11 protein-coding genes and 1 other RNA gene are annotated in these 14,446 nt (G+C 35.8%); 11 read left to right on the top strand and 1 reads right to left on the bottom strand.

The window, feature by feature from the left end; translation table 11 throughout:
* Positions 1-9: 9 nt before the first annotated feature.
* Positions 10-609 (bottom strand): Holliday junction resolvase RecU, encoded by a 600-nt coding sequence (gene recU / locus HF876_RS08015; protein WP_169359546.1) that lies wholly within the window; start codon positions 607-609, stop codon positions 10-12.
* A gap of 583 nt (positions 610-1,192) precedes the next feature.
* Between recU and HF876_RS08010 the strand changes: the two genes are divergently transcribed.
* The 11 genes from HF876_RS08010 (at position 1,193) to HF876_RS07960 (ending at position 14,392) form a co-directional block, all read left to right on the top strand.
* The gene (locus tag HF876_RS08010) at positions 1,193-1,348 is read left to right on the top strand and encodes a hypothetical protein (RefSeq protein WP_169359545.1); all 156 of its coding nucleotides are present in this window, start codon (positions 1,193-1,195) and stop codon (positions 1,346-1,348) included.
* A gap of 75 nt (positions 1,349-1,423) precedes the next feature.
* The gene (locus tag HF876_RS08005; RefSeq protein ID WP_240949699.1) at positions 1,424-1,783 is read left to right on the top strand and encodes a YppE family protein; all 360 of its coding nucleotides are present in this window, start codon (positions 1,424-1,426) and stop codon (positions 1,781-1,783) included.
* 1 nt (position 1,784) lies between these two features.
* The gene (locus tag HF876_RS08000; RefSeq protein WP_169359543.1) at positions 1,785-4,064 is read left to right on the top strand and encodes a DEAD/DEAH box helicase; all 2,280 of its coding nucleotides are present in this window, start codon (positions 1,785-1,787) and stop codon (positions 4,062-4,064) included.
* Positions 4,054-5,328: a ribonuclease H-like domain-containing protein gene (locus tag HF876_RS07995; RefSeq protein ID WP_169359542.1), complete on the top strand. Its 1,275-nt coding sequence runs from the start codon at positions 4,054-4,056 to the stop codon at positions 5,326-5,328. Before HF876_RS08000 ends, HF876_RS07995 begins: the two co-directional genes overlap by 11 nt.
* 79 nt (positions 5,329-5,407) lie before the next feature.
* Positions 5,408-5,704: a cell division regulator GpsB gene (gene gpsB, locus HF876_RS07990; protein ID WP_169359541.1), complete on the top strand. Its 297-nt coding sequence runs from the start codon at positions 5,408-5,410 to the stop codon at positions 5,702-5,704.
* A 65-nt stretch (positions 5,705-5,769) separates the two neighbouring features.
* An RNA gene (gene rnpB / locus HF876_RS07985) (RNase P RNA component class B) lies at positions 5,770-6,153 on the top strand.
* Positions 6,154-6,372: 219 nt separating this feature from the next.
* On the top strand, positions 6,373-8,097 hold the full coding sequence (locus HF876_RS07980) for a putative bifunctional diguanylate cyclase/phosphodiesterase (protein ID WP_346764050.1): 1,725 nt from the start codon (positions 6,373-6,375) through the stop codon (positions 8,095-8,097).
* On the top strand, positions 8,097-9,224 hold the full coding sequence (locus HF876_RS07975; protein ID WP_169359540.1) for a THUMP domain-containing class I SAM-dependent RNA methyltransferase: 1,128 nt from the start codon (positions 8,097-8,099) through the stop codon (positions 9,222-9,224). Before HF876_RS07980 ends, HF876_RS07975 begins: the two co-directional genes overlap by 1 nt.
* Before the next feature lie 57 nt (positions 9,225-9,281).
* Complete coding sequence (locus HF876_RS07970) at positions 9,282-11,183, top strand: ATP-dependent DNA helicase (protein WP_169359539.1); 1,902 nt, start codon at positions 9,282-9,284, stop codon at positions 11,181-11,183.
* Positions 11,184-11,366: 183 nt separating this feature from the next.
* Positions 11,367-13,238, top strand: coding sequence for a DUF7852 domain-containing protein (locus HF876_RS07965; RefSeq protein WP_169359538.1), 1,872 nt, complete (start codon positions 11,367-11,369; stop codon positions 13,236-13,238).
* 413 nt (positions 13,239-13,651) lie between these two features.
* Positions 13,652-14,392 (top strand): CsxC family protein, encoded by a 741-nt coding sequence (locus tag HF876_RS07960; RefSeq protein WP_169359537.1) that lies wholly within the window; start codon positions 13,652-13,654, stop codon positions 14,390-14,392.
* Positions 14,393-14,446: the final 54 nt, after the last annotated feature.

The raw sequence follows: 14,446 nt of genomic DNA, 5'->3' as shown, positions 1-14,446 counted from the left end.
ACTTTCCCTTTATACATACAAGTCATTAACTATCTTTAAATAATTGACCCTTGGTGCATATTTTGGAGTTATTTCAATCCCATATTCCTCAAACTCCCCGAGAGTGATTGATTTTCTTCCTCCAGATAGCATTCTATCCCAAAAAAATTTTAAATGCTCGTAAGACAAATAAAAATATCGATCCGCTGTAGAGAAACGAACCAATAGAAAGCTAATACCGAGTTGCTGAACAACTCTTCCCATATGTTCTACTTGATGAAGATGAACGTTTTTTAAAGGAAATGAAGTCTTATTTTCCGTTTCTTTTGCTTCAAAGTCAATATATTTCCCTTTGTATACCCCGTTAAAGTCAGTAGTGGATGGTGTTCTGTAATAAGCTTCTTTTATAACCGCCGAGCTTCTACTTGGGTAGTCTACCTTAACGACCTGAATAGGTATTGGTTTTTTATAGATGACAGCAATGTCATGAGCTAGATAGTACTCATTGGCATCATTTATCTCATCTTCTAACGTCTTACCCCTATTACTGAAAGAATAATCCTTTTGCTTTGGGGTTTTTGTTTTCTTGGTAGGTGTATATACCTTCCCATTAGGGTATTGGATAGCCAAGACAATCACCTCTTTTATGATATTAGTTTATCACAAGTTAGTTAGACGAACGAGTAATCAATTTAGTTTCATTTGGCTATGTTAAGGGTTGGGTTGATTTATGATGCAAAGAAATCTTAAATCAGAGGGTAGAATTGATTTATCCACAGCCGGACGCTTTCCTCGGAGTGAGCGATAAGCCACCACCCACAGCAATCGCGTGTGGTTGTGATGTATTATCTGTCTCACTCATCCCGTAGGAGTCGCCGTCTGGTGCTCCAATCAATGAATGGGAACAGCTTTAATGTATCGATAAGTGCTAAAAATTTACTCGCATAAGCAGCAAAGTTGAAAAACTGTCACCAACACCAATTTCGTCATCTATTTATGATTTTTATTTGAATGTCCTTTTTATAATGTTTACACTCATTAAGTCACTATAACAAAGAATTGTTAGTCAAAATCAACCTATAAATTTAACAAAGCTTTTCATCTTAACCACTGTCGATGTGCCGCTAGTTTTGTCTTATGTATAGAACCTTTGTCGAGTAGGAAGGGATTTATCAGGAAGGAAGGAACTAAACAGTAAAAGGAGAGTGTTAACATGAATAAAATTGAACGTCTTATTGATCAACTAGAGCTTTTGGAATATCTATTGGAGAACCGTTTAAACGAAGAACAGGATCAATTTGAAGAAGATTTTAGTAAATCATCTTTTCGCTTGCTAGGGAAGATGGAAAAATTAGAAAGTAATCTGTAAGGAATGTATGTTCGTTCGAAGCTGGTAATATGCTATGCTTTTTGATAAACTATTACTAGAATGAGAGGGATTACTTTGTCATTAACAAACGTAAATAAACAGCTGCTAATTGAATGTGATAGTTGTATAGAAAGGTTTCACCGTTTTCGTGAAGAAGACCGTGAACCGGATTTTTTTGAAGAAGTAAAGCCATATGCGTATGATATAGATGAATTACTGAACGAATGGGAGCAACTAGTACGTCCTTGGATCCAAATGAAGCGTCCCAAATATGTACATCCGAGTCAAATTGATTCGTTACTTGAATCAATGAGACAATTTGTCGTACAGTCCTTTTATAAAGCCACTAGTAAAAAACGTTTTTTAAAGTCTGTACATTCTTCCAAATATACTTTAGAAACCATTCTTCAAGCGTTACAGGAGGTCGGGGAGTAACATGCTAAAAAACAAAAGTATAGCTGAGCTATTAGATGATTGGAGAATTGATAATAATCGATTTCCACAAATAGAGCATATCCATACTGTGGAGGAGAAAGAAGCCGTATATGCTCCTTTTCCACATCACATGCATCCATCCATCACAAATGCTTTAAAAAAGCGAGGGGTGGAACAACTCTATATTCATCAAAGACAAGCCTTCGATGCTGCTTCCTTAGGGAAATCGTTTACTGCAATTACCCCCACCGCCTCTGGAAAATCTCTTTGTTATCATCTTCCCGTATTGCAATCTATTATGGAAGATCCCACCTCTCGAGCAATTTACTTATTTCCGACTAAAGCGTTAGCACAGGATCAGAAAAGTGATTTAAATGAATTGATTCGGGAAAGCGGGGAGGAGATTTTAAGTTATACCTATGATGGTGATACCGAGCCGGGAATACGCCAAAAGATTAGGAAATCAGGACATATAGTGCTGACCAATCCAGATATGCTGCACTCAGGCATTTTGCCGCACCATACAAAATGGGTTTCACTATTTGAAAACCTTAAATATATTATTATAGATGAAATTCATACATATAAAGGTGTATTTGGAAGCCATGTTGCACATGTCATTCGTAGATTAAAAAGAATCTGTGAATTTTATGGTAGTAGCCCTCAGTTTATTTGTACATCTGCCACGATTAAAAATCCTAAGGAGCTTGCTGAGAACTTAACAAACGAATCACATTTACTTATAAATGAGAACGGTGCACCTGCTGGGAAAAAACATTTTGTTTTTTATAATCCTCCGATTGTACATCCCGTTTTTAATGTGAGACGTAGTGCAGTATTAGAAGTGAGAGACCTTGCACAAGAGTTATATGTCAATGGAATTCAAACGATTGTTTTTGCTAAAAGCAGAGTAAGAGTAGAAATGCTAGTGACTTATTTGCAGGCTCTAGTAAGTAAAAAAATAAATGACCAATCTATTCGTGGTTATAGAGGCGGTTATTTACCTTCTGAACGACGAGATATTGAAAAAGGACTCCGGGATGGAGTAATTCGTACTGTAGTAAGCACGAATGCATTAGAACTAGGTGTAGATATTGGCCAGCTCCAAGCATGCATTATGACTGGATACCCTGGCAATATAGCTAGTGCATGGCAGCAGGCAGGACGAGCTGGGCGTAGGCAGGATGAAGCGCTCATAATTTATGTGGCACAATCTACTGCCCTAGATCAATACGTAGTTAAGCATCCAGACTATTTTCTTGGACAATCACCGGAAGAGGTTCGAATCCATCCTGATAACATGATTATTTTGATGGATCATCTTAAATGTGCCGCTTTTGAGCTTCCTTTTACGACTAGCGACAATTATGGTGAATTTTCAATTCAGGAATTGCTAGAGTTCTTAGAAAGTGAAGGGGTTCTGTTAAAAACAGCAGATAAATGGCATTGGATGTCCGAAAGCTTTCCTGCTAGTAATGTTAGTCTTCGTTCTGCCTCCCAAGACAATGTCATTATAATTGATCAGTCAGTACCTACTAAAACTCGAGTCATAGGAGAGATGGATCTTTATAGTGCGATGACCCTGCTTCACGAGGAAGCTATATACCTTCATCAAGGAACACAGTTTCAAGTAGAGAAATTAGATTGGGAAGAGAAAAAGGCATTTGTTAAAGAAGTGGACGTGGATTATTTTACAGATGCTAATATTGCAATCGAGCTAAAGGTGCTAAGTGAGGATAAGGAAAAAGAAGCTGATATTGGAACACTACGTTTTGGAGACATTATTGTTCTTGCTCAGCCGACCATCTTCAAAAAGATTAAGTTTGATACGCACGATAATATTGGATCAGGTAAAATACATTTACCGCCTTTAGAGCTTCACACTACATCCACTTGGTTTAGCTTTGATAAGCCAAATGACTGGTCGGAAACCTTGCTTTCAGATGCGATGACGGGTGTAGCATATGCTTTGCATTCATTTATACCATTATTTATTCATTGTGATTCTAAGGACATTCATGTAGTCCCACAGGTAAAATCAGTAAACGTGGAGAAGCCTACTTTCTTTATGTACGATAGCTATCCTGGCGGTATTGGTTTATCCGAGAGAATGTTTGACCTATGGAATGACTTAGTTCCAAAAGTTACAGAGCAAGTTGCGAGCTGTCCATGTACTGGTGGGTGTCCAGCTTGTATTGGAGCACAAGATGCTGAAAATAACTTAAAGAAAGAAGTTATAAAATTACTGCATATGCTACAGGTGGATCGTTATGTCATATGAGAAAAAACTATTAGAGATGAAGGGACTTCTGAAGAAGAATGTTCCCGAGAAACAGCCCAAAAAGGAAGTGCCAGAAATTGCACTTCCTTTTTATACAGAACAATGGAAACAAGCTGGTTTAAAGCTTATAAAAAACGAGAAGGGTTTTTTCTTTTTAAAAGAAACATTTTATCGTAAGAAGCATATACATGGAACTATTGGTTTGGATAAGCTGGAGGAGGCAATTTCCTTCATGCAAGAGAGATACCCAAATCATCCACTTACGGTTTCACCAGGTAATCCTTTTTGCTTCTATGATACAGAAACAACTGGGTTAAAAGGGACAGGTGTGCTCATTTTTTTAAATGGTATATTAAAAAAAGCGCCCGGTGGATACTTGCTATCTCAATATGTGTTAGTAGAGCCTGGGCAGGAAGCAGCGTTTCTGTTAGCTACTGAATTTTGGAAAGATACACAAACTATTATCACTTATAATGGTAAGAGTTTCGATATTCCACAGTTAAATACTCGCTGGACGATGAATCGCAATAATCTTCCGCCATTAAAAGAACATGAGCAAATTGATTTAATGCATTCCTCCAAAAGAATATGGAAAGGTGATTTAGAGAGATTTAAACTAAAGCAACTAGAAGAGAGCAAACTGGGCTTTACAAGAAAAAATGATCTTCCAGGACACTTGGCACCCATTATTTATTTTGATGCAGTAAAACAAGGTGATCCTACTAATCTTATGAGAATTTTAAAGCATAATGAATGGGATATCTTATCACTTGCAACTCTCTATACTTTATCGATAGATCTTTTAAAAAAAGAAGAATCACTAGAAACTGCTAACACTTACACGAATATCGGTAAATGGTTTAAAGACCTAAAATCAAAAGATGCGAGCAATAAATGGTTTGAATTCGTTGTAGACCAATTTTCAGAAAGTGAAACAAGCGTCGCATACTTTTATATTGGGTTACATTTAAAAAGACAAAATCTAATAGAAGAAAGTGTAGAAGCATTCGAAATAGCTTTAAAGGAAATTGACGGGAAATATCGTCTAAAGGTTTTGGTGGAACTTGCAAAGCTTTATGAACATCAGAAGAAAGATTATCAAAAAGCATTAGAAAAAACGCAGGAATGCTTAGATTATTGGAGTAAGACTAGGATGGATTCTCCTAAAGGTTTTGAAGGTGAGCTTCTTAAGCGGGAAATAAGAATAAAAAGAAAAATAGATATTTCCCGGGAAAGCGCACAACCTAACAAAAAACGCACATAATCACGCGAAATTACTCCATTATTCGACACCATTATGCTATAATACGAGTAGCTAATTGTAGACGGAAGGAAGATGCTACATGGAATTTAAACTTAAAGCTTCTGATATATTAGAAAAAGAATTTAAAACGGGTCTTAGAGGCTATAACCAAGAAGAAGTAGATATGTTTTTAGACGATATTATTCAAGACTACGAAGCGTTTGAAAAGAAAATCATTCAACTGCAGCAAGAAAACAAGCAACTTAGAGAAGAGCTAGAGGAAGCACCACGTAGATCTGCTCCCGTACAACCAGCAGCAGGTGCAACTAATTTTGATATTCTAAAAAGATTATCTCATTTAGAAAAACATGTATTTGGAGCTAAATTGTACGAATAATATTTTATCAAAAAAGAAAATTTGTGTTTTCATGTCAAATCATATACAATGTAATTACCACTTATTTATTCGGGCAATCGCTGCAATGCTTAGACATTGTAGAGGAAAGTCCATGCTCACACAATTCTGCGATGAATGTAGTGTTCGTGCTTAGTGAAAAAATAAACTAAGGCAGCCTTTTGGCTGACGGCGGGATGAAGGCCTAAGTCTTCGGATATGGCTAACAATCTCTGAAAGTGCCACAGTGACGAAGCTGGATAGGAAACTATACAGGTGGAACGAGGTAAACCCCACGAGTGAGAAACCCAAATTATGGTAGGGGCATTTTCTTGAAGGAATTGAACGGATAGAAAAACAGATATTAATCTGTAGATAGATGATTGCCGTCCACATACGTACGAGGTAGTTCACCGTTTGAGTACCGTGGAAACAAAACATGGCTTATTGAGTTTATGAGTGGCTATAATTAATAATACGAAAAGCTCTCCAATCACGGAGAGCTTTTCTTTTCTTGACTACATATTTTATCATGAGAGAGAGTAAAACCTCACCCTATACTATTATTTATCTCAGATTGCTTGATTGATGTCTTAAAGGCGGTTATTAATGCTTTAATAGAATTGTATTTTATCATCGAGTGAGTACTGAGGGGAAGCAGGTCATAGAAAGTGAAAAAAGAGCAACATCCCGAAAGCTTTTCTTTGTACCCAAAAGAGCTAGTAGAGAAAGTATTTAATTCCACTACTGAGGGTATTATGATTACGGATGAACATTTAAAAATTACTTTAGTGAATGCTGCCTTTCAAGCGGTTACTGGATATAGCTTGGAGGAGGTTAGAGATAAAACTCCTAGCATATTAAAATCCGGAAAGCAGGACAAATCATTTTACGAGTCCATGTGGAAAGAGTTAGACAAAAAAGGAACTTGGCAAGGTGAAATTTGGAACAGAAGGAAGAATAGTGAAGTATACCCTGAGCACTTAAAAATTACTAGAATTCAAAACGAACTAGGCGAAACTACACATTATTTTGGAGTGTTTTCTGATATTTCCATAAAAAAAAGTGCAGAAAAAGAAATAAAGACATTGTCTTCAACGGATTATCTCACAGGTTTACCTAACAGGTTCTCTTTTAATGAATTGTTTTTACAGTTGATTGAAAAATCGACTCCAAATAGCTGCAGTGCACTTTTGTTTATCGATTTAGATCGTTTCAAGCAAGTGAATGCATCACTTGGAAATGAAATAGGAGATAGAATTCTAGTTGAATTTACGAAACGTGTCAGGCATATAACACCAAAGGATAGTATCTTGGCAAGGTATGGTGGAGACGAGTTCTTACTTGCACTTTCACATATTAAATCACATATAGATGCTGGCCAAATTGCTATTGAAATTATTAAAATGCTAAGCAAGCCATTTATAATAGATGATTTGGAAATTTATTTAACCGCTAGTATAGGGATCAGCTTTTTTCCTCAAGACGGACAAGAAATAGATGAACTTATTCACAAGGCAGATAAGGCAATGTACTTTGCTAAGCATAATGGCCGTAATCAATATGCATTTTACTTTGAAGATTTGAAGAGAGATTCGAAAAGGCTGCTGTTATTGGAGGCTGAACTGAGAAAGGCGATACAAGCAAATGATTTCTCCGTCCATTACCAGCCTAAAGTTTCCTTGGAAACAAAAACCATTATTGGAGTAGAGGCTTTAGTAAGGTGGGAAAATGATCAGGTAGGTACTGTATCTCCAGCAGAGTTTATCCCGCTTGCTGAAGAAACTGGCCTAATCATCCCATTAAGTGAGTTAATTATTAAAAAAGTATGTTTAGATATCCTTGAATGGAGAACACTTGATATTAGTAGTATTTCAGTATCCATTAATATTGCATCTATACATTTTCAACAAGATAATTTTATTGAAAGAATAAACAACTTGGTAATGCAATATAATTGTAGTCCACAGCAGCTTGAATTAGAATTAACTGAGCGCACTATTATGAAGGATTCGAATAATATTATCTCTAAGCTTATAAAGCTTAAAAGTAATGGATTTAAAATTTCTATTGATGATTTTGGGACAGGATACTCGTCCTTGAGTTATTTAAACCAATTTCCTATAAACTATTTAAAAATTGATAGAAGCTTTATTCAGCACATAACTACCTTAAAGGATAAACAAGCAATAGTGGAATCTATTATTTTAATGTCACATCGTTTGAATATTAAGGTTGTAGCTGAAGGTGTAGAAACTAAGGAACAAGTAGAAATTCTAAGGGAAATGAATTGCGATATTATCCAAGGATACTATTATAGCAAGCCAGTTCCAAGTAAAGGGCTAATGGATTTCTTAGAGTTATGGGAGATCCATAAGCAAGAAGGGAAGGTATAATGACAACATTTAAATTAGTAGCTACTGCTGCAATGGGGCTAGAGGCAATCGTTGCAGAAGAAGTAAAAGCACTAGGATATGAAACAACAACTGAAAACGGAAAGGTATATTTTGAAGGAGATGAAAGAGCAATTGCAAGAGCTAATACATGGCTACGAGTTGCAGACCGTGTAAAGATTGTAGCTGCTCAATTTCCTGCCAGAACCTTTGATCAACTGTTTGAGAATACTAAAGCGATTCAATGGGAGAAGTTCCTCCCTGTAGATGCTGCTTTTCCTGTACAAGGCAAATCAGTCAAATCAACATTATTTAGTGTTCCTGATTGTCAGGCTATTGTTAAAAAAGCGATTGTAGAGAGATTAAAGCTAGCCTATAAACGAATTGGGTTTTTAGATGAGTCCGGGGCTACATACAAGATAGAAATTAGTATATTGAAGGATGTAGCGACTATTACCATTGATACTAGCGGAGCTGGACTGCATAAGCGCGGTTACCGACATGGTCAAGGGGAAGCACCTTTAAAAGAAACCTTAGCAGCAGCTTTAGTAAAAATCTCTAAATGGAGTCCCAATAGACCTTTTGTTGATCCTTTTTGTGGTTCCGGTACAATTCCAATTGAAGCAGCCATGATTGGGCAAAATATTGCTCCAGGATTTAACCGTGATTTTCATAGTGAGGCTTGGGCTTGGATGCCTCAAAAAATTTGGGATGATGTAAGAAATGAAGCTGAAGATTTAGCCGACTATGACCAACCTTTAGAAATAATTGGTTCAGATATTGATCATAAAATGATTCAAATTGCAGAGCAGAACTCTTTTGAATCAGGCTTTGCTGATTTAATCAGCTTTAAACAAATGCAAGCAAGCGACTTCTCTACGGACTTAATGGATGGCGTAATGATTGGTAATCCACCGTACGGAGAGCGTATAGGTGAAATTGAAGAAATTGAGAAAGCTATTAGTGACTTAGGGCATATGATGGAAAAATATCCTTCTTGGTCAGTTTATATGTTATCTTCCATGGAGAATTTTGAAAATCTGTATGGTCGTAGAGCAACGAAGAAACGTAAATTGTTCAATGGGTTTATAAGAACAGATTACTATCAGTTTTGGGGTAAACGTTCATAACAGTAGGGGAGATTAAGCTCTCCCTTGCTGTTATATTATATTTAAGGGAGTTAGAAAATGAAGCAAGCTTTACCATTTAAATTATCTAAGGACCGTTCTTTCTTTGAATCATTAGGAGACTGGATGGGAGACGTTTTATACGATGAATTACCCGAAAAAGGATTTGAATGTCGTGATGAGCAAATTTTCATGGCTTATCAAATTGAAAAAGCTTTAAAAGAGAAAAATGTCTTGTTTGCAGAGGCTGGAGTAGGTACAGGAAAGACGATAGCTTATCTGCTACCTGCTATTTCTTATGCGAGATATACTGGAAAACCAGCACTTATCGCCTGCGCTGATGAAACACTAATAGAGCAGCTAGTAAAAGAGGCTGGTGATATTTTTAAGTTACAAAATTATTTAGATATAAAAATAGATGTGAGATTAGCTAAATCACGCAATCAGTATTTGTGTCTAAAAAGACTAGAAGAGGCTCAAAAAAATGGAGAGAATGACTTCTTCATAGAAGAAATTGAAGATGGTGTTCCTGATTTCGTTTATGGTTCTGCTTCTCTACAAAGCATATTCCCTTTTGGTGAAAGAAGCCAGTTTCCTGGAGTTTCGGATGTAGATTGGCAAAAAGTTAACTTCCATCCTACTCAACAATGTACAGTTTGTGATTTGCGCAATCGATGTGGGCAAACTATTCACCGTCAACATTACCGGGAATCATCTGATTTAATCATCTGCTCACATGACTTTTTAATGGAGCATCTTTGGACAAAAGACTCTCGCATTCGTGAAGGGCAGCTACCTTTTTTACCTGAAGTCTCTATGATTGTACTGGATGAAGGACATCTATTAGAATTTGCAGCTCAAAAAGCACTTACATATGAAGTGCAGAGTGAAACACTGATCCGTTTACTAGAACGGGTGATGGTTGACGGTGTCCGAGAAAAAACGTTAAATCTTATGGAAATACTTCAAAATACACATGAGAAGATTTTTAGTGTTTTAAGAGTTGGTAGTGTTACTGAGGAAACCGAACGTATGAAAATTGATAAATCACCTCAACTAATGCAGCTATGTAAGCAGGCGATTAAAATTACAGACGACTTGCTTGAGGAATTTGTATTTGAATCGGAACTGTTTACGATTCCAGAATATGAGCTAAGAATGGTAGAAGAATTTTTAGAGCAGTATTCATTCTCGCTAAGGCTGTTTACAGAAAAAGGTGATGGCGTTGAATGGCTAGAAATAATCGATGGCTATGAAACACTTATTATTATGCCAAGGCTAGTAACGGATATTTTAAATGAAAAGCTATTTAGTACTAAACTGCCTGTCATTTTTTCTTCTGCAACCTTATCCATAGAAAAAGATTTTACTTATTTGGCAGATTCTTTAGGAATTGAGAAGTATCAATCATTTTCTGTACCATCACCATTCGACTATGATGAGGTTATGAAAGTAACAGCTCATCATGTTAGTCAAGTAGAAAAAGTTCATGAAACCGATAAGATATTGGAATCTACTAGTCAAACACTCATTTTGTTTAAGTCTAAAGCTGCGATGGATCATTTTAGAGCATCGACTCAAGCTAAGGACATTGCTTTTGAAGGGGATCGTGAGCTTTCAACAATTGTGAAGGAATTTCAAAATGGAGAATTCTCTACCCTTTGTTCTTATCATTTGTGGGAAGGCTTAGACTTGCCTAAAGAAGCTTTAACTCGAGTAATTATCTATGATCTGCCATTCCCACCAGTAGATCCATTATTCGATGCAAAACGTTCGTTTTCTAACAATCCCTTTGAAGAAGTAGAATTACCGTTTATGCTTCTTCGACTTCAACAGGGAATAGGACGTCTTATCCGTACGTCTGAGGATCACGGTGAAATACACCTTCTTCTAAATGATTCAGAAGCGTTAATAGAAGATCGTTTTGCACGTATTTTACCTACAACCATTTCAAATGAATAATACTAAAATTTAACCTTTTACTTTATAGAATCGCCATTAAATTACTCGAATTCCTTCTTATTTATAAGGAATTTGTGAAATCATATGACGAACTTTGAAGTAAAAGGTTTTTTTTTGAACGAATTCCTTCTAACTGAATAATATAAATAATACAGGGCAAACGTCTCAAGTAATAAGAGAAAGGTGGGGTTAATCATACCAAATATAGAGGATGGAGTTGTCTTTACGAAAGAAGAGGCTGTTACATTTAATATTGCTAGTGACTTTCACTATAACAATTCAGAGGGAAAATTGACTGTTCCATGGTTTGATTATGGTGCGTTCGTTGAAATTAATAACAATCAAAAGAAATGTATATGTTTTTCAGTTTCACAACTATTTGAATCGGCTGAAGTGAAAAGTGATGAAGAAGTATTTGAAGATGATAGCTTAACTGAGATAGAAGAAGTATATGCGTCTGATATTAAAAAAGTAAACAGACGTACTTTCAAAAGAAAACGGCGCAGACGATTTATAGCCACAGTACCATCTGAAGATAACATTATGATAAATGGCCCTCAAGAAAATACAAAGGAAAATAGTTTATTCAATTTTTTAAGGGAAGAAAAAAATTCACTTAAGCCATACTATCTGCTATCAAATAATAAAAAGAATATTAAACAGCCTAATCAACTAAAATATATTAGGGCTTATTTGCCAAAACCGAGACGTAAAATAAATCCTGTATTAGAGTATGAAAATGCAGATTATAATCATGAATTAGAAGTGATGGCTTACATTGAGTCAGAAGAAGAACCAACAGAATGGAATGCCACAGAACAAACACCGCTCCAGGATTCTTCCTTCTTTATTGAGGCGCAAGCAATCGAGATCCCTTCCCTACAAGAAGATTCAAAACAAGGGGAATCTATAGAAGAAACAAACATGCCTACAATACCTTCCTACGACAGTAAAGAGGAAATGTTAGTTTTAGGAAATGATGTAGATTATTCTTCCATAGAAATTGCTCATGAAATAGATCCATTAGATTCCATAACTAAAGAATTAGAAATTAAAAATGAAGATAATATAAGATTTATGGAAGAAAGTCTTCGAGACACGTATTTGTCTGAAATGATTAGTAGTCTGAAAAAAATTATTGCTAGTAAAGAAGCGGGTGAAAGTGATGACTTCAACACTTTACCAGATAATACTCATCATCAAGAGGAAAACATACCTACTATAGTAAAAGAATCTCTTATAGAGGAAGAGGAAATATTACTCACTAACTTAGTTGCAGAAGAAGATTCTCAAAATTTAGAGGAAGTAATTTATAGAGTAAAGGGACCCACTTCTAATATAAAAACAAAAACCATATATATTCCGTTTTCTACCTACGTAGATATTGAAGATTTTATGAACCCTGCACTTTATGGTAGTGCAAAGCAGGAAGGGTATAATTTTTTACCTACAAACAACGATCATTTTCCACTTTTAGATACAGTATTTTTTGATAGTATGTACTTTTTTCAAGAAGAACTCTATTGCCATCTGTTAGGTTATAAAGTGCATGAAATTCTCTTTTCTGCTCATAACAATGACTCACAAAAACTATCTGTAGCAGAAAATAACCTATATAAGTCCCAAGTTAAAGTTAGACATAATTCAGGGCAAAAGGAAAATAAGCTCCCGTTAGCGGTGCATATTAAAGTACCTGTAATTATAGGGGAGTATGATGTTGAAATAAGCTTAAAAAGAGCCTTAGATTTAGAAGAAAGAGTAGTTAATATTAAAGAACTATCAAAGGATATTCAATTGGCTTCTTGTAAATTCATACCTTCCTCTTTCGAGCAATCCAACGAAGAAGGTGTCCAACAGGCAACGAGAGGAAAGCTGTTAATAGAAGGGACTATTATACAAAGAATTGAATATACCGTGTTGTCGGAAAGCGAGGAAAAGCTAAGGAAAAAAGATTTACCGTCTGAATCGCCTAAAGTGCAACAAAATGCTGTAATTGAATTAGTTTTGCAGCTTTTACAAGTTCAGAAAGTGTATTATCCATCTACAAAAAAATAAACTCCACTTGTACAGTAATTTTGTTAGTGCAAGTACCTTTTTTAATGTAGCCATCTCTAACGAATGAGTTCGTTGGTGATGGCTTATTTAATTGCTCATTATTTATATAAATCTTTTAAGCAGTAGGCGACGAGTCCAGTGGGATCAATGCTATACACGGTTCCTAGCTCCTTTAAGAGAATGGTGATCATGAATTCCATAGAGCTAGTAAAATTTAAATTAGTGGTTGTGAATAGTTAGAGGAAATCTCTAAGCTATATTACACAAAAGAGTTATTTAAACAGTGAAATAGATAAATAATATCGACATAATTTACGTTTCTGTGTCTATTGCTTATACATCCATCGGTGATTTTACATAACTTAAAACAGAAATGAATTAATTTCGCAAAAAATGAATGGAGGAAATTTTAAATGAATGAAGAGAACGGTTTAAACAATGGCGATTTGTCCAATGTTTACCCATGTCCGGTAGATAATGCAAGGTCTCTACCACAATTACAGGATGATCCTGTTGATCCTTGCGTAGTACCCGATAATTTTTACCCGATTATTAAGGTGCCAGCTGTATTAGCGGAAACTACAATTCAAATAGTAGTAGAAGCGGATATATCATTAGATCCACCTGCAAGCGAAATCAAAAGAGTACACAAGGATGTATTCTTAACACAATGTAAGCTTGTACCGGTAAGGTTTGATCCGATGGATTCTTGCGATGGCTCTCGCAGAGTTACTAGAGCTAAATTATTTGTTGAAGGATTTATTAGAAAGGACATCGAATACGCAACTGATGATTGTAACGGTGTAATTTACGATCGTATTGCTTCCGTACCTTTCACAGGCTTTGCTGACCTAAATGGGTCTGATTTTATTCTATACCCTATCATTACTAAGTCTTCTGAAAGTCAATCCCGTTTCATTAATCCGAAAAACAGTGAAATGCCTCGTTTAGATAAGTATTTCTTTGAGAACAGTACTTTCTATAATGAGCAGCCTTATTGTGAATTGGTGAGAGCTGAGTTTTTCGAGCTTGACTACTCTCCGTGCTTAGTGGATATGCGCGATACTTTTGATACGCTTACAGAGAAAATGGTAGTAGATCTAACTTTAAAAGTACTACAAATTAGACAAGTAAGAGTACGGTCAGAGGGGTAAAAATTTAAATAGGCAAACCCCTATTTGGGTGGGCGTGTGCTTAAATATGTATAA

Source organism: Psychrobacillus sp. BL-248-WT-3 (genome assembly GCF_012843435.1).
In the GTDB taxonomy this organism is placed as follows: domain Bacteria; phylum Bacillota; class Bacilli; order Bacillales_A; family Planococcaceae; genus Psychrobacillus.
Note: the sequence above shows the minus strand (reverse complement) of the source record. Positions and strands in the feature narration are given on the sequence as shown.